Origin of the sequence: Pseudothermotoga sp., from assembly GCA_025060105.1 — a bacterium.
GTDB lineage: Bacteria > Thermotogota > Thermotogae > Thermotogales > DSM-5069 > Pseudothermotoga_A.
The window spans coordinates 46602-63970 of the sequence record JANXCS010000002.1; the positions used below are offsets into that span (position 1 = coordinate 46602).

15 protein-coding genes are annotated in these 17369 nt (G+C 44.5%); all 15 read left to right on the top strand.

Annotated features, from left to right (window positions below):
- Positions 1-218 precede the first annotated feature (218 nt).
- The 15 genes from NZ875_01890 to NZ875_01960 all read left to right on the top strand — a co-directional run bounded on the left by NZ875_01890 (position 219) and on the right by NZ875_01960 (position 17369).
- Positions 219-1406, top strand: a complete 1188-nt coding sequence (locus tag NZ875_01890; GenBank protein ID MCS7174488.1) for an FAD-binding oxidoreductase — start codon at positions 219-221, stop codon at positions 1404-1406.
- A 16-nt stretch (positions 1407-1422) separates the two neighbouring features.
- Complete coding sequence (locus NZ875_01895; GenBank protein MCS7174489.1) at positions 1423-2427, top strand: TAXI family TRAP transporter solute-binding subunit; 1005 nt, start codon at positions 1423-1425, stop codon at positions 2425-2427.
- A gap of 13 nt (positions 2428-2440) precedes the next feature.
- Positions 2441-4339: a TRAP transporter fused permease subunit gene (locus NZ875_01900; protein MCS7174490.1), complete on the top strand. Its 1899-nt coding sequence runs from the start codon at positions 2441-2443 to the stop codon at positions 4337-4339.
- Positions 4336-5091, top strand: a complete 756-nt coding sequence (locus NZ875_01905; GenBank protein MCS7174491.1) for a hypothetical protein — start codon at positions 4336-4338, stop codon at positions 5089-5091. Before NZ875_01900 ends, NZ875_01905 begins: the two co-directional genes overlap by 4 nt.
- Positions 5079-7064 carry an FAD-dependent oxidoreductase gene (locus NZ875_01910; GenBank protein ID MCS7174492.1) on the top strand — a complete coding sequence of 662 codons (1986 nt, stop codon included), beginning with the start codon at positions 5079-5081 and terminating at the stop codon, positions 7062-7064. Before NZ875_01905 ends, NZ875_01910 begins: the two co-directional genes overlap by 13 nt.
- A complete protein-coding gene (locus tag NZ875_01915) occupies positions 7057-7362 on the top strand; it encodes a (2Fe-2S)-binding protein (protein MCS7174493.1) in 306 nt (101 codons plus the stop codon). The genes NZ875_01910 and NZ875_01915 overlap by 8 nt, the downstream gene beginning before the upstream one ends.
- Positions 7363-7528: 166 nt before the next feature.
- On the top strand, positions 7529-8740 hold the full coding sequence (locus NZ875_01920) for an NCS2 family nucleobase:cation symporter (GenBank protein MCS7174494.1): 1212 nt from the start codon (positions 7529-7531) through the stop codon (positions 8738-8740).
- Between the two features lie 84 nt (positions 8741-8824).
- Positions 8825-9433 carry an IMP cyclohydrolase gene (locus tag NZ875_01925; GenBank protein ID MCS7174495.1) on the top strand — a complete coding sequence of 203 codons (609 nt, stop codon included), beginning with the start codon at positions 8825-8827 and terminating at the stop codon, positions 9431-9433.
- A gap of 2 nt (positions 9434-9435) precedes the next feature.
- Positions 9436-10062 carry a ComF family protein gene (locus NZ875_01930; GenBank protein ID MCS7174496.1) on the top strand — a complete coding sequence of 209 codons (627 nt, stop codon included), beginning with the start codon at positions 9436-9438 and terminating at the stop codon, positions 10060-10062.
- 12 nt (positions 10063-10074) lie between these two features.
- Positions 10075-12045 carry a methyl-accepting chemotaxis protein gene (locus NZ875_01935; GenBank protein ID MCS7174497.1) on the top strand — a complete coding sequence of 657 codons (1971 nt, stop codon included), beginning with the start codon at positions 10075-10077 and terminating at the stop codon, positions 12043-12045.
- 39 nt (positions 12046-12084) lie between these two features.
- Positions 12085-12615, top strand: coding sequence for a hypothetical protein (locus NZ875_01940; protein MCS7174498.1), 531 nt, complete (start codon positions 12085-12087; stop codon positions 12613-12615).
- Entirely contained in the window at positions 12616-13584 is a 969-nt protein-coding gene (locus NZ875_01945) for an ABC transporter ATP-binding protein (protein ID MCS7174499.1), read from the top strand.
- 8 nt (positions 13585-13592) lie between these two features.
- On the top strand, positions 13593-14579 hold the full coding sequence (locus tag NZ875_01950) for a dipeptide ABC transporter ATP-binding protein (GenBank protein ID MCS7174500.1): 987 nt from the start codon (positions 13593-13595) through the stop codon (positions 14577-14579).
- A 12-nt stretch (positions 14580-14591) separates the two neighbouring features.
- Positions 14592-16358, top strand: coding sequence for an ABC transporter substrate-binding protein (locus NZ875_01955; GenBank protein MCS7174501.1), 1767 nt, complete (start codon positions 14592-14594; stop codon positions 16356-16358).
- Between the two features lie 45 nt (positions 16359-16403).
- Entirely contained in the window at positions 16404-17369 is a 966-nt protein-coding gene (locus NZ875_01960; protein MCS7174502.1) for an ABC transporter permease, read from the top strand.

Genomic DNA, 17369 nt, shown 5'->3' on the forward strand with positions numbered 1-17369 from the left:
GCTTTAACTAACGTATCAAAGAGAGATTAGAAGACGATTAGAAGTGATTGTTTAGAACCATGAATATTGAATTCAAGACGGTCTTGATAATTTTCACTTCGGCTTGGAAATTATGTTGAAATTCTTGCGACACTTGACTTCACTTGCAACACGGTGTTAGAATAAGAAAAACCATCTCTTCCAAATTTTGAAAATCCCCTTGCAAGGTAGGAGAAAGTGTGCACGGTTATGACGTGATAGTTGTAGGGGCTGGAATAATAGGGCTTTCAATTGCTTATCAATTGGTTAAACGAAAAAAGAAAGTCCTTGTGTTGGAACAAGGTGATATCGCTTCTGGTACCTCTGGTGCGTGCGATCATATGATATTGCTTCAGTCAAAATTACCTGGATTACCGCTGCAAATGGCTCTGGTGAGCCTTGAGATGTATAAGGCTTGGCAAGAAGAACTTGACGAGAACTTGTGGTTTGAAACGCGTGGAGGGATGATTCTCATAGACAAAGAAGAACACTTACCCCTCATGGAAGAGTTTGTGGAAAGGCAGAGAGCGATAGGTTTGAACGTATCCATACTCGACAAGAAACAGATCAAGAAAAAACAACCGTTCGTGAGCGATCTCGTCATAGCATCAACTTTTTGCCCAGACGATTCGCAAGTAGATCCCTTCTCAGTGCTGAAAGCTCTGTTGAAAGCTGGCATGAACTTAGGGCTAGAAGTTAGAAAATTTTCAAAAGTTATTGAAATAAAAAGAAAATCTGATTGTTGGGAAGTACGTACTCAAGACGGTGGCGAGTACTTCTCTGAGGTTTTGGTATGTGCTGCTGGAGTTTGGTCACGGGAGATCTGTGAACTAATCGGACTCAGTATACCTATCAAACCAAAACGTGGCCAAATTTTGGTCACTGAACCAACTCATCCGATCGGAGAAACGGATGTGTGGGATTCAGACTATATAATCGCCAAACATGTGGCTCATCTTCAAAAAGACGAAACAGCCAAGAAATTGGGGTTCGGCTTTGCTATGTCGAAAACACACACCAATAACTACCTGATCGGTAGCACACGAGAATACGTTGGTTTTGATAGATCGACAAGCTTAGAAGCACTCGTTGTGATCTCGAAAAGGTTGGTTGAGCTTTTTCCTGTTTTTAAAAACATAAGAATCATAAGAAGTTTTGCTGGTTTGCGACCCGCTTCGGAAGACGGAAAGTACATCATAGGTGAAGATCCAAAGAATCCTGGTTTCTTTGTTGCAACCGGCCACGAGGGTGATGGTATCGCGCTGGCTCCAATAACTGGAATGCTCATCACCCAGCTAGTGTGTGGTGAGGAAACCATTCTTCCCATAGAAGAGCTCAGTCCGTCGAGGTTTAGAGAAGTTAAAGCCGAGAAGCAATCAACCTTCTAAAGAGGGGGGATTTTTGATGAATTTGGTGAAAACCTTCATTGTGCTCGTGTTAGCTTCCGCATTCATCATGGCATCAGCACAAGAGCTGAAACCAGTCACGTTGACGTGGATCGCAGGTGGTGTTGGAGGAGGTTGGTACGCACAAGCTGGAGCAGTTGCCGCATTGATCAATCAGAAGGAACCGAAGATTGTCATCAAGGTGATACCAGGAGGAGGCGTCGTCAATCCAGTCAGAGTTTCATCGGGAGAAGCGGACCTTGGCTGGGGAATCACATTTGTGGACAAGATGGCGTACGAAGGCGCAGCACCACTTTATGAGAAACCCAACCCAAAGGTCAGAGCTATCGGCGGTTACTTTGGTTACTATCATATCCACTTTGTCGCGGATGCAGCCAGAGGAATGAGCACAGTGCAGGAATTGGTCGATCTAGTTAAAGCAGGTAAACCTGTGAGGATCGCGATCCCAATGAAAGGAACGTCGGACCTCCCCATAGTTGAAGAGATATTACGCTTCTATGGTATCACGCTGGACGATATCAAAAAGAGTGGTGGAGAATACTTCCATGCTGTGTACGCTGACATGGTGAGCCTCTATAAAGATCGTCATGTTGATTTCGTAGTGACTCATCTCTCCATTCCAGCTGCAGCTGTAACCGAAATGTTCTCGTCAAGGAAATCTGTGCTTTTAGCTGTCTCGAATGAGTGCATCGATCATATGAAAGCGAAGTTAGGAACAGTTGGTAGGGAAACAGGCTTGTGTGTCATACCAGCGAATACATATCCTGGTTTCACTCAAGACGTGCAGGCAGTCACCACAGCCGGTGAACTTTTGGTGAGCGCAGATGTTCCGGAAATCGTGGTCTACACAATCACTAAGATTCTGTGTGAGAATCTCGAGGAATTGTACCGAGCACATCCTGCCAACAGAACGTTTGTACCGGCAACGGGATGGAAATACATAGCGGTACCCTTACATCCCGGCGCCGAAAAGTACTACAGGGAAAAAGGTTTCATGAAGTGAGGAGCGAGTAAGAATGAGGCAACTGACTGGGTGGCAGAGATGGATAGTGGGTGGCTGGCTCGTGGCAGCCACCCTCTTTCATTTGTACACAGCAACGGTGGGAATTCTCCAACCGAGGTTACAGAGAGGAATCCACCTTTTATTCTTACTTCCAATCGCTTTCTTGTTGTTCCCAGCCACGAAGAAATCTCCCAGAGATAGATTCACGATATTTGATACTCTCTTGGCCATATTGTCTATAGTACCATCCGCTTATCTGGTACTCAACAACAATGCTCTCAACATGCGTCTTGAATTTATAGATCCAGTGAGTACTTTACAACTAGTGCTGGGTTTGATCAACATCGTTCTACTCTTGGAAGCAATAAGGCGAGCGGTAGCACCAGTCATGTCTCTTCTCATACTTGCGGCAATTGGTTATTTATATGTGGCCCCTTTTTTGCCCGGTGTTTTTTACAACAAGCCTATCCGTTTACACAGGCTGGTGGAAATGTTTTATCTGTTGACCGATTCGGGCATTTACGGTAGTATAACTGGAATTTCTGCCACTGTCGTTGCACTCTTCGTGATTTTTGGCGCTTTCTTTGAGCAAACTAAAGTTGGGGATTATTTGGTCAGGATTGCCACGAAGTTCACAGGTGCTACACCAGGAGGGCCAGCAAAGATAGCAGTCGTTGGTAGTGGGTTATTCGGAAGTATAAGTGGTACAGCTGCGAGTAACGTTTATGCCACTGGTTCTTTCACTATTCCGATGATGAAAAGACTTGGGTATAGACCAGAATTTGCAGGTGCCGTAGAAGCTGTTGCTTCAACGGGTGGAATATTCACTCCTCCAGTGATGGGTGCTGCTGCTTTCGTGATGTCGGAAATCACAAATGTGCCTTATGCGGAGATTTGTTTGAGGGCTATCCTCGGGGCTGTTTTCTATTACGTTGCACTGGGTCTAACGGTTCACATGGTTGCTCTCCGGGATAATCTGAGAGGTTTGCCACGTGAAGAAATACCAAAATGGCGTGATATCCTCTATGATGCTTACTTGCTACTTCCCGCATTCGTTTTAGTCTACATGTTAATGAAAGGATTCTCGCCCTTTTCTGCAGCTTATTATGCCATTTGGGCTGCTCTAGCTTTGAGTTTTTTCAAGAGGGATACGATGATGACACCAAAAAGGCTTTTTCTAACTCTGCAAAAGGGTGGAGAAAATATGATCATAGTTGCCCTCGCATGTGCAGGAGCAGGAATAGTTGTGAGTGTTTTCACAAACACCGGCTTGGGTTTGGGTATCGCTTCCGTGATCACGAGTTTATCGAGTGGAAGGCTCCTTGCAGCTCTTATTTTGTTGATGGGTGTATGTCTGATACTGGGTATGGGTCTGCCAACCACACCTGCATACGTCATAGCGGCGACGATAGCGGCACCAGCATTGATCAGAATGAGAGTAGATGTACTCGCTGCACACATGTTCGTTCTATACTTTGCCAAGTTGTCTGAAGTGACGCCACCCGTATGCATAGCTTCTTATTGTGCTGCTTCCATCGCGAACACGAATCCAATGAAAGTTGGATTTGAAAGTTGGAAACTCTCCTTGACTGGCTACATCATAGGATATCTTTACATTTACAACAGCGCCATGATGCTGAAAGGTCAAATTCTCGATATCATCTCCCTCTGCGTTCTTATGACTGGTATTTGTTATTTACAAGCGATCGCTATAGCTGGTTACTTTCGAAGCCCAATGAAATTTCCTGGAAAACTCATCACGATCTTAGCTATAACCTTCCTTACCGTCGTGGCAGCGTGGGCTAAAATGCCAAGACATTTGATAGCGGTTTCTACTCTATTTGTTCTGATTTATTTATCAATCGTATCCAGAAGAGCGGTGAGAATTTTGGGGGAGCGTAAACAAAGATGATTCTTCACGGAGGACGAAGCTTCTATGGTTTCACTCTTGGTGTCATAATATTGGACACTCATTTTCCTAGAATTTTGGGCGATGTTGGAAATGCTAAAACATGGAAATTTCCAGTGATTTACAAAGTAGTCGAGGGAGTAAATGCACAAGCAGTGATCAGAAAACAACAAGATTGCGTTGAAAAAATTCTGATCTGTACTAAGGAACTCGAAATGGCAGGTGCAAGGGTGATAACTACGAGCTGCGGTTTTCTCTCCCTGTTACAAGAAACACTTGCTCGTTCTGTTAAAGTTCCCGTGATCACATCGGCCTTGTTGTTGATACCGTTAGTTTATAGAATTTGTGGTATGAAACCAGTTGGAATAATAACAGCTGACGCAAAGGCTCTCACCAATGAACACTTGTTGAGTGCTGGTGCAGCGGGAATACCGGTGAGAATAGCAGGACTTGAAGATACTCATTTCGGAACAGCACTGTTGATGGACAAGCTCTGTATAGACTACAATGAAGCTCGAAATGAAGTCGTCCATGTTGCTAAGACGTTAGTACAGAAACATCCAGAAATTGGTTGCATCGTACTCGAATGTGCAAACCTGCCACCATTCGCTGTCGAGATAGAAAATGAGACTGGTTTAGTTGTTTTTGATTTGGTGGATCTCGTCAACATGGTTTGCTATGCATCTGAGAAAGCTACCGACTTTTCACAAGCTGGGCCATCGAAACTTCAAGGAGTGAAGCCATGCACGTTATAAATGATCATCCAATATTGAAATTTGAAAGAGGTAGGAAAGTCCAATTTTATCACGATGGTAAGCTTATGGAATGGTATGAGAACGATCCTATAGCTGTTGCTTTACAAGCCAACGGTGTGAAGATACTGAGTTACTCAAAGAGATTCCACCGACCAAGAGGATTTTTTTGTGCTATAGGTAAGTGCTCATCGTGTTTCATGAGAGTCGATGGTCTACCAAACGTTAGAACCTGTATTACACCTTTGAGAGAAGGAATGAGGATAGAAACTCAGCACGGCATAGGAGAATTCTTAGAGGATACGCCCTCCGATGTAATTGATCAGTTAGGACAACCTTTGATCGTAGAGACGGAAGTTTTGGTCATAGGTGCTGGACCAGCTGGGCTTTCAACCTGCCTCGAAGCAGCTGATCTGGGATGCCAGGTCACATTAGTCGATGAATCTTTAGAATTAGGAGGACAGCTAATAAAACAAACCCATAAATTCTTTGGTTCTTCGGAAGATTTTGCAGGCATTAGAGGTGTGAAAATAGCTGAAATCCTGCGAGAAAAATTGATCCCATACACTGTTTCAGGAAAGTTGACAATATTTTCTAACACTTCTGCTATTGGTTATTACGCCAAAGAAGACGTCGTGCTGTGCACACAAGGTGAGAAGAGAATCATACTCATTAAACCAAAAGCTGTCGTCGTTTCTTCGGGTGCGATGGAGAAACTCATTCCATTTTCTGGAAACGATTTGCCTGGAGTTTATGGAGCCGGCGCAGTTCAGACCCTCATGAACGTTTATGGTGTTCTTCCAGGGAAGAAAGTTCTGATGGTTGGCGCTGGTAACATCGGTTTGATCGTTTCTTATCAATTGCTCCAGGCTGGAGTGAAAGTTGCTGCGATCGTCGAATTGGCACCCAGAGTGGGGGGGTACTGGGTTCACGCTTCTAAAGTTCAACGTCTCGGTGTTCCTATACTTCTTCAACATACTGTGAAAGGGGCCGTAGGGGAGAAACAAGTGGAAGGTGCATGGATACAGCAAGTGGATGAAGAGGGTAGGTTCGTAGGCGCAGAGAAGTTCGTCGATTGCGATACCATTTGCCTTGCCGTAGGTTTGACTCCCACCGTCGATTTGCTCTGGCAAGCCGGTTGTGAAATGGTCTACGTGGCGGATCTCGGTGGTTACGTACCGAAGAGGGATTGGACACTACGGACCAGCAATCCGAAATTCTGGATCGCTGGTGATGCCTCAGCCATAGGGGAAGCTACAACAGCAATGCTCGAGGGAAGAATTGCGGGCTTGTCTGTCAGTAAAGCTCTCGGCAAGGTGAGCGAGTCTTTTTTCAAAAATAAATGTGAGGAGTATTGGACTCGCTTAAACGAACTCAGAATGGCTGAAACGTGCGAGAGGCTGAGAAAAGGTTTACAGTTCGCTCTATCTGGAAATTTTCCCATTACAGTTCAATCAAGCGAAGAAAAAAGCCAGATTTTTAACGAGGAAACATACGCAGATGCTTTCGACAAGCGCACAGTACAATCAATAATTCCACCGATGGATCTGTGGAAAAAACGTAAAGGTGGATTGGTGATCATTGAGTGTCCACAGAGAATACCGTGTGATCCGTGTCACGTCAGTTGTCCCACCGGTGCGATCTTGCCGTTTCAAAACATCAACGATCTACCGAGTGTGGATTATTCAAAGTGTACAGGGTGTGCTATGTGTGTGGCAGCTTGTCCGGGACTGGCGTGTTTTGTAGCAGACATGACTGGTGAGCAGGCGATATTGAAACTGCCTTACGAAATGTCGCCAATACCAAAGGAGGGAAACGTGGTCGCTTGCTTAGACCGCAGTGGTAGGGAACTCGCTCGATCTAAAGTGAGGAAAGTTCAGGAGCCACGACGTGATAGAACGTTCGTGGTACACGTGCAAGTGCCAAAAGAGTTAGTGATGCTCGTCAGGGCACTGAAGGTGATCGAAGATGAATGACAAAATTTTTGTCTGTAGATGTGAAGAAATAACCATTGAAGAATTGAGGATGTGCATCAAAATGGGTTTCACAAGTTTCAACGAACTAAGGAAAATTCTCAGAGTGGGTATGGGACCATGCCAAGGTCGTGGATGCAGAGAATTAGTCTTGAAGGAGATCTCAAAGGCCACAGGTGTCCCTGTACATTTTTTGAGCGTTGGAACGTTTAGACCACCATCAAAACCGATTTCCTTTGGTCAAATTGCCAAGATGAACGTCTGCGATGTTCGCATTTTCGAGTCTCAGAAGAATGTGTGAGCCTACAGCAGATCAGAAGGAGTTCAGATACGGAAGCAAATGACGTAAGGTATCGATGGTTGGCCTTTCTTTATTTTTAACCAGTTGACAGGAATAAACGTCAATGGTAAACTTGCACAAGAGATCCTTTAATTTGCCCCAGTGAGGGCAAAAAGGAGGTAAAAACATGGTTGAAACCCCTCTCACTTTGGCCCACCAGCAAGTGCGTGGTTGGAGATTCTTCCTTCTGTCCCTTCAACATTTCGTAGCGATGTTTGGTGCAACCGTGCTCGTTCCACTCCTCACAGGATTAGATCCTCTCGTTGCACTGTTCACGGCAGGAGCAGGTACATTGCTCTTTCATACCATCACAGGTGGTATCGTGCCTGTTTTCCTCGGATCCAGCTTTGCATTCATAGCACCCATCATCATGGCGAAACAACAACTGAACGATCTAGCTTACGCCACAGGAGGTATAGTTATCGCCGGTTTAGTTTATCTACTCTTCGCTCTCTTGGTCTGGCTTGCTGGTACAGAAAAAGTCAAAAAACTTTTCCCACCTATCGTCACCGGCCCGATGATCGTGATCATAGGCCTCACTCTGAGTCCTGTTGCAGTCCAAATGGCGAGTCAAAACTGGTTGGTTGCCTCAGTGGTAGTAGTGACAGTCATTCTGACTTCCGTACTCCTCAAAGGTTTTTGGAGTATGATACCCGTGCTGTTCGGTGTACTGGCGGGCTACGCTGTTTCGTTGCCTCTTGGCTTGGTGGACACATCCGTTTTACAACAGAGCAGTTGGTTCAGTGTTCCACATTTCATGCTCCCGAAATTCAATTGGACAGCGATTGCAATGATAGCGCCTGTTTCGATAGCAACTGTCATGGAACATATAGGTGATATAACAACGAATGGAGCTGTGGTGGGTAGAAACTTCTTTGAGAAACCCGGGTTGCATAGAACGTTGATAGGTGATGGACTCGCAACTTCCCTCGCTGGACTGTTTGGGGGACCTGCGAACACAACTTACAGTGAAAACACCGGTGTGCTTGCCTTGACGAGAGTCTATGATCCAAAAGTTTTGAGGGGAGCAGCATTTCTGGCAATGTTGATAGCGTTCCTTGCAAAATTTGGTGCCGTACTTCGCACGATCCCAACACCCGTGATAGGTGGCATAAGCCTGATATTGTTTGGAATGATCGCCTCTGTTGGAATAAGAACGTTGGTGAACGCACAGATAGATTTCTCCAAACCGAAGAACTTGCTCGTCGCCTCCTTGATTCTGACGGTCGGCATAGGTGGTGCATCACTGAAGATTGGTCATATTGAATTCAAAGGACTCAGCTTGGCAGCGCTCGTTGGAATCGTTGCTAATTGGTTGATCCCGGAGAAAAAGGACTGAGAGATCATATCCGTGAAGGGCGGGGAAAACCCCGCCTTTTTTGTTATAAAATCCATCTTAGAACTCGATGGGGGCGATGACACAGTGAACATCAAGAAAGCTTTGATAAGTGTTTGGGATAAAACGAACGTCTCACAGTTTTCAAAAGCTTTGATCGAACGTGGCGTGAAAGTCGTGGCAACTTCAGACACAGCATGCTACTTACGCTCGCAAGGTGTAGAAGTGGCGCAAATCGATGAGGTCTTGAAATTTTCTGAATCGTTTCAAAACAACGTTAAATCAATTCACCCAGAAAACCTTGCCACCATCCCCATGAACTCACTGAGCGAATTTCACTTTCAGATTCTTAAAGATCTCAGCATTGAATCTTTCGACCTGGTTGTGGTCAATCTTCGGCCATTTCGACTGAACGACGCCTTGAATGAGGAGGAGGTACTTCAAAATATAGACATCGCTCGTATGACACTTTTGAGGATCGCGGCAAAGAACTACAGAAACATCATACCTGTGTGCGACCCGAGAGATTACGGCATGATTGTTGAATCCATAGACAGATGTGGCGACGTGGAACTTCAAAAGCGTAGAGTTCTGTGTGCAAAGGCTTTTCTTTTTTGTTATAGATATGACGAAAAAGTGTTCAAAACTTTGTGCGATCTTTTTGCACTCGACGAATCTGAACTGAGGAAGAGTTAAGAATGAAAATCCATCCAATGCAGATAATTGAAACTATTTTTCCAAACAGCTGTGTAATTTGTGGTGAACTCATCTCACCGCTGAAAGTTCTATGTGAAAACTGTGAAGCAAAGTTGATGCAGGGACCAATTCCATTGGTAGAAAGAACGAAATGGTGTGAGGTGTATTTCTACGGCAGGTACGAATCTGTTCTCAAGGATCTCATACTAGCCTACAAAAATGGAGGACATTGGAGACTCCATAGAATTCTCGCCAAAGTTTTGATCGAAACGATGAGAAGATACAGCACCCCATTCTCGGCTCTAACCTGGGTTCCCTCCAGTTTCAAAGCTCTTGAGGAGAGAGGATTCGATACGATGAAAATGATTGCGAGGGCCGTTTCAAAAACAATCAATGTTAGATACGTTTCCCTCATCGAATCGACGTCTTCCACCACTAAGAGAGGTATGAAGAAAAAAGAGAGAATAGAAAGCGTTCGAGGAGCTTTCAAAACCAAGAACAAACCTGAAGGGACCATAGCTTTGATAGATGATGTGTACACCACAGGCTCAACGATCCGTGAATGTTCCAAATTGTTGCTGCAAGCTGGTGCAGAAAAAATCATCGCCTACTGTATAGCGAAAGCTTGAGGAGGTGAACGAATGTCCTTGAAATTGAAGATAGCTTTGCTCGTCGTGATATTCCTCATCTTGGGCATATTCACAGTCACTGTTACTAACCTTTTAGTTGTGAGGGGAAAGATACTCGTATACGCCGAAGGAGAAATGTTACAGAAGGTAGAGAAAGAAGCTCTCAAGCTAGATAACTGGTTCAAAGAAAGGTTGATCACCCTACAGAGCATAGCTTCGAATCTGGAAAGTTTGTTCATCTTTTTCGATACAAACATGATAGACATGAGCCTTCGTTCTTATGCAGAAGATCTCAAAAAACTTGGTTTCACTGGACAGATCCTCATGAGCTCTGATGGAAAAACGTTCGCCCTTGACACCAAGTTGGAAAAAGATCTGTCGAAGGAAAAATTCTTTCACGAAACGTTGAATGGTAAGAACTTCGTGCAAGACAATGTCGTGTTTAAAGAAACTAAAGGTTTACTCTTCGCCGTTCCTGTGATGAGTTATTCTCAAGAAGTCGTCGGTGTTTATGCTGTTTTCCTTCCTCAACAACAAATAGATCAACTAATACAGAAAGTGAAACATGGGGAGAAAGGATACGCATTCTTGGCCAACGCGGAAGCCATCTTGGTGTCACATCCAGATTCGAACCTTTTGGGGAAAAAACTCAGTCATGTGGATGAGAATCTGAAAACTATTGAAGAAAAAATATTGAAGCGTGAAACAGGGGTGTTGGATTACACTTTCCAAGGAGAAAGGAAATTGGCTACAATCACGAACATACCGAGCGTGGGTTGGTCAATCGCTTTGACCATTCCAAGAAAGGAGATAGAAGCGACTCTTCAGAGTACGATAATTATGAACATCAGTGTTGCTATCATAGTCTCAGTTGTTGCAATTTTCGCTGCGATTCTTTTTGGTAGATCCATCACAAAGCCCATCGTAGATTTATCGCTCGTAGCTAAGAAAATCGCAGAAGGTGATCTCACACAGCTTGTTGAATTGAAAAGCACCAGCGGAGAGATAGCACAGCTTTCGAACGCTTTTTCAGCCTTGACGAACAGTCTGAGAAACAGTATAATGAACATCAAAAAGATGGAAGAAAATCTGAAGGCTTTGAGAGAACAAATAGAGATCGACTCATCATCCGCAAAATCAGCTTCTAACGAGGCAAAGGCACTTTCTGAAAGTGTGAACAGATCTATCAGTACCATAACACAGATGATAAACCAGGTGAACGTTGGGGCGCGAGAGATATCGTCTGGAGCGGAACAGACATCGAAGGATGCTTTGCTACTCTCTGAAAGTTCTGAGTCTTTGAAGAAATCTTCGATCGTTGTGGAAAAAGCTGTAAAAAAGTTGATCAACATGATTGAGGATCTGAGCAAACAGCAAGATTCGATCAACGAATTGATTCAACAACTCGCTGAACTCACTGGAAGGATCGAAGAAGTCACTGGGACGATCTACTCGATAGCTGAACAGACGAACTTGTTGGCACTGAACGCTGCCATCGAAGCAGCGAGGGCTGGGGAGGCAGGCAGGGGCTTTGCAGTTGTGGCTGAAGAAATAAGAAAACTCGCCGAGCAGAGTAGAATATCAACAAAGCAGATAGGCGATTTCCTTGTGAGTATAAAAAATCACGTACAGAACATACTGGAGCAAGAAGAACGAATCGTGAGGCAGACGATCGAAAGTGCCCAGACAGTCAGTGAAAGCAGTCAAACACTCTCCGAGATGATGAAAGACATAGAAAAAGTTGCAACGATGTCTGGAGAACTCGCAACAATAAGTGAAGAGCAGAGCGGAGCCGTCGAGGAAATTAATGCTGCGATAGAAAAGATCTCCAAAGATATTGGTCAGGTTTCAAACACAGTTGAAGAGCTTTCAGAAAGCGTCTCGAAACAATCTGAACGGATCGAAGGCTTATCCAAAATTCTCGAAAAGTTATCGAGTGTTTTCGAAGAGATTGAACTTGCGATCGCTAAATATAGAATATAACGGTGCGTAACAATGAAACGCAGCATTTTTTCGATAGTTTTGTTGACTTTTCTTGTTTTATCGTTGGTCTTATTTCGCACTTCAAAGCAAAGATTGAAGGTTTTCTGTGATGATTCTTTAAAGCCACAAGTTGTGAGTGCATTACAAGAGCAAGGTATAAGATATGAATTTGATGAACAAGCTAAAGCTGATCTTGTAGTGAAGAAAACAGAGATTGTTTACAAGAAAAACATTTACAAACTCATCTGGAAGGAAAACCTGAGCAAAAGAATAGAGGAATTCTTGAGATCCTATTTTGATGGAGCACGAATTGAAAGATTGTCCAAAGGGTTTTTGAATGAACGCTACAAGGTGAATCTTGAAGGTACAGTATACATCGTCGATGTGAAAGCAGTGGGAGAGAAGATCTTGCAAGACATGATAAAATCTATTTTGACTAATCCAGGTGATTTCTTCGAGAATGGATTCGCCGTTGCGCGAATGGAAGCTGTTTTAAATGGAGAAAAAAGGATATTTTTCTATGATCCCAAGACTGACCAATTTTTCATTGAAGATGCGGGAGGGAGTTGAGTGGAAAGCATCTTGACCGTGAAGAACCTATCGACTTACTTTTATATGGAAGAAGGTGTCGTTGCTGCTGTCGACGATGTTAGCTTTGAGTTAAAACCTCAAGAGGTTCTGGGTATAGTCGGTGAAACTGGATCTGGGAAGAGCGTCACGGTCAAATCGATCATGCGTCTCATCAAGCCTCCAGGAAAGATCGTGAGTGGAGAGATCATCTACAAGGGTCAGGATATACTCAAGCTCGATGAAAAGGAGATGTACAACATACGCGGTAAAGAAATCAGTATGGTGTTCCAAGATCCTATGACTTCTTTAAATCCGTTGTTCACGATAGGTAACCAGTTGATGGAAACCATCATGCAACACCAGAAAGTTTCTAAGGAAGAGGCTTATAAACGAGCGATCGAGATGTTAAAGCTGGTCCAAATACCTGAACCAGAGAAACGCATGAAAGCTTATCCATTTGAGTTCAGTGGGGGTATGAGGCAGCGTGTGGTCATAGCTATAGCGCTCAGTTGCAATCCAAGCATACTCATAGCCGACGAACCCACAACGGCACTGGATGTCACGATACAGGCTCAGATACTCGAACTGATGAAGCAACTTCAAGAAACTTTGAAGATGGCCATGATCTTCATCACACACGATCTGGGCGTGATCGCTTCGATGGCACACAGGATCATAGTTATGTATGGTGGGAAACAAATGGAAGAAGGTTCTGCGGAGGATATCTTTTACAATCCGATACACCCCTACACGAACATGCTTTTGAAAAGCATACCGAGAGTGGATAGAAAGATCGATCGGCTTGAACCAATACCTGGTCAACCTCCAAGAATGATCGACATACCAAAAGTTTGTCCTTTCCTACCGAGATGTCCCAGAGCCATCGAGGAATGTTCGAAAGGTATAGCAGATATGGTAGAAGTATCCCCTGGACATCGTGTGAGATGTTTCAACCCAATTTGGAGGTGAAGTGTGACGTGGCTGACAACGAAGTGATTGTGAGAGTCGTTGGGCTGAAAAAACACTTCCCTATAAAGCAGGGATTCTTCATAAAACGGACGGTAGCGCACGTTAAAGCTGTAGATGGAGTGGATTTTGAGATTAAGAGAGGAGAAACTTTCGCACTCGTGGGGGAATCAGGTTGCGGTAAAACCACCGTAGGCAGAACGATCCTCAGGCTCATCGATCCAACGGAAGGCCAGATTTTCTTCGATGGCACCGACATATCGAAACTGAAGTACAAACAATTGCTTCCTTTCAGAAGGCGAATGCAGATCGTTTTCCAAGATCCAATGAGCTCGTTGAACCCGAGAATGACCGTTGGACAGATCATAACAGAGCCAATGCTTTTCCACAATGTGGTCAAAACCAAAGCTGAAGCTTACGAACGAGCAAAGGAACTTTTAGAAATGGTCGGTTTGAAAACATTCCATTTGGACAGATATCCACACCAGTTCAGCGGTGGTCAACGCCAAAGAGTAGCTATAGCACGAGCCATAGCGATACAGCCTGAGTTCCTCGTCCTAGATGAACCAACATCTTCTTTGGATGTGTCTGTTCAAGCGCAGATCATCAACATGTTTCTAGATTTTCAGAAGAAGTTCAAGTTCAGCTATTTGTTCATATCCCACAACCTTGGCTTGGTCAGATTCATAAGCCATACAGTTGCTATAATGTATCTTGGTAGGATCGTGGAAATGGGGGAGTCAGAGGAGATATTCTCCAAACCTTTGCATCCATACAGTCAAGCTTTGCTTTCGGCTACTCCCGTGCCAGATCCAAAGGTGGAAAAATCTAGAAAAAGGATCATACTCACGGGGGGTGTCCCTAGTCCCATCAATAGACCCAGTGGTTGCTTCTTCAATCCACGTTGTCCTTTCAAAATTGAAATTTGTGAAAAAGAATATCCTCAGTTAATTCAAATCTCAAACAACCACCAGGTGGCGTGCCACCTGGTGAAATGAGGGGGTGTTGGTGTGAAAAAGTTTTTACTCACTGTGGCACTGTTGCTCTTCGTCATGATAGTCTTCGCGGCAGAGAAGTACGTTTGGTTCGATGAAAAAACGCCATACCTCGGTGCCGACGCCAAGGGAAAGTACGGTGGAAGGCTCGTGGTCGGTACCCTGAGCGGTCCTAGGACGATGAACTACGTCGTCGCAAAGGAAACTAGCTCCACAGATGTCATAGCTTTGTTCATGGGTTACGGTGGAACATTGGTGGAACTCGACAACTACGCAAGACTTTATCCATGCATGGCCAAACGTTGTGAAGTGGAGCTAACAGATGAAGGTAAGATGATCGTCACCTTCTGGTTGAGAGAAGGCATCAAATGGTCAGATGGAAAACCTTTCACGGCCGATGATTTCGTTTTCACCGTTAATGATGTTTACAGCAATCCAGCCATTCCAAGTAGCACTCAAGATGTCATCAAAGATTCCAAAGGAAGACTTCCAAAAGCTGAAAAGGTCAACAACTACACTGTGAGAGTGATCTACGAAGAACCGTTCAGGCTAGCGGTCAGGTACATTGGAGGACTTTACATCTGGCCGAAACACATAGCTGAAGAATGGGTCAAAAACGGCACATTCACACAGAAATGGACGGTTGAAGCGATCAACAACAAAGAACTCGTAGGACTTGGACCGTTCATACCTGTTGAGTACGTGCCAGATCAATACATCAGAGCAGTGAGGAATCCGAACTTCTGGAAGAAAGACGCCAACGGTAATCAACTTCCATACCTCGACGAGTATGTGATCAAGATCATACCAGATCAAAACGCACAAAAACTTGCCTTTGAAAAAGGTGAAATCGATCTTTGGGGTGTTCCAGCACAGTTCTATCCAGAGATCAAGGCTAAAGCTAAGGAAAAGAACTGGGTCGTTGGAACTGGCGGACCAACTTACGGAACAACGTTCATCACTTTCAACTGGAACCACGACGATCCTGTCAAGAGATCTTGGTTCAGAAACGAATTTTTCAGAAAAGCTGTGGCGTACGCCATGGATAAAGATGCGATGATCGACACACTCCTAGCAGGTCTTGGCGTGGCACAGTGGGGGCCAGTCTCAGTGCTGTCACCGTTCTACAACGATGACGCTTTAAGGAAATATCCATACGATCTAGAATATGCTCGCGTGATGTTACAGATGGGTGGTTTCAGTTGGGATAAAGATGGTAATTTGATCGATGCCAAAGGTAACAAAGTTGAGTTTGTACTTTCTACGAACGCTGGTAATAGGATACGCGAAGGTATGTGCAACATCATAAGAGATGAACTTGCAAAGCTTGGAATCAAAGTTACATTCGTTCCACAAGATTTCAACCTGCTCGTCAACAAGATGCTCAACACCACGGACTGGGAAGCGATTGTGATAGGTTTGACGGGTTCCGACGAGCCACAGGGTGGTAGAAACGTTTGGGCTCTGAAGGGAACATTACACTTCTGGAACTTCCATCCAGAGGCTGCACCTGGAAAACAGATCAAGCCAGAAATCTACGAAGCACCTGATTGGGAAATTGAGATAGATAAAATCTTCGCAGAAAACATCAAAGTACTCGATCAGAAGAAGGTCTATCAAATGTTCTCAAGATATCAAGAGCTCGTATCGGAACATCTACCACTCATCTACACGGTACAGCAGCTCTATCTGTACGCACACAAAGCTGATTTGAACATCATCGAGCCAACGGCCTTCGGTGGTATGCTCTGGACGTTACCTTGGATCTACTGGAAGAAATGAACCTTGGGGGGCTCTTGCCCCCCTTGACTTAAGAGGTGATGTTCTGTGCTCAAGTACATCGCAAGAAGATTGGTTATAGCTATACCTGAGTTGATCATCATATCGTTCTTGGTTTTCATGATCATGGAGGCAGCTCCTGGAGATTTTCTGGATCAATACAAGCTGGATCCATCGATGTCTAAAGAAACATTGGAGGCCATGAAAAAGGAACTTGGACTGGATCAACATCCCATGGTCAGATACTTGAAATGGCTTTCAGGTGCCGTTAGAGGTAAATTCGGATACTCATTTTACTACAGAAGACCCGTTTCTACTTTGATATGGGAACGAGTGGCAGCCACACTGAGTCTTTCGTTGGTGTCTCTCGCCGGTTCTTGGATCTTGGGCATTGCTCTGGGTACGTTTTCTGCTTTGAAGAAATATTCTTTAGCAGACAAAATACTCACAGTTTTTGCCTTCAGTTTCATAGCGATCCCATCTTTCTTTCTTGGCTTGTTGTTCCTTTACTTTGCGGCGCGAACAGGTTGGTTCCCCATAGGTGGCATGATCTCGATCGATTACAACAACATGACCGCTTGGCAGAAGTTTAAAGATCTGTTGTGGCACATGACGTTGCCAGCAACGGCTTTGACACTCGGTTCTATGGCCAGCCTGATGAGGTACATGAGAGGTTCCTTGCTGGACGTTTTGAACGAGGACTATGTGACGTTCGCACGTGCGAAGGGTATGCCTGAAAGAATCGTTGTATATAAACACGCAATGAGGAATGCCATCAATCCCATGATCACTTTCCTTGGTTTCAGCATTTCGGGTATTCTGGGTGGTTCACTTTTCATTGAAAACATATTCGCCTGGCCTGGAATGGGTAGGCTCATATACCAAGCTCTCATCCAGAAAGATCTCTATTTAGTCATCACGAGCGGTTTGATCAGCGCCGTCCTGTTGGTAGTGGGAAACTTGGTGGCAGACATTCTTTTGGCGCTCGTCGATCCAAGAGTTCGATTGACCTGA

Bases quoted from the DNA above. Each gene is read 5' to 3' on its own strand.
- NZ875_01895 (MCS7174489.1), top strand. From the start codon at position 1,423: ATGAATTTGGTGAAAACCTTCATTGTGCTCGTGTTAGCTTCCGCATTC.
- NZ875_01900 (MCS7174490.1), top strand. From the start codon at position 2,441: ATGAGGCAACTGACTGGGTGGCAGAGATGGATAGTGGGTGGCTGGCTC.
- NZ875_01905 (MCS7174491.1), top strand. From the start codon at position 4,336: ATGATTCTTCACGGAGGACGAAGCTTCTATGGTTTCACTCTTGGTGTC.
- NZ875_01910 (MCS7174492.1), top strand. From the start codon at position 5,079: ATGCACGTTATAAATGATCATCCAATATTGAAATTTGAAAGAGGTAGG.
- NZ875_01915 (MCS7174493.1), top strand. From the start codon at position 7,057: ATGAATGACAAAATTTTTGTCTGTAGATGTGAAGAAATAACCATTGAA.
- NZ875_01920 (MCS7174494.1), top strand. From the start codon at position 7,529: ATGGTTGAAACCCCTCTCACTTTGGCCCACCAGCAAGTGCGTGGTTGG.
- NZ875_01930 (MCS7174496.1), top strand. From the start codon at position 9,436: ATGAAAATCCATCCAATGCAGATAATTGAAACTATTTTTCCAAACAGC.
- NZ875_01935 (MCS7174497.1), top strand. From the start codon at position 10,075: ATGTCCTTGAAATTGAAGATAGCTTTGCTCGTCGTGATATTCCTCATC.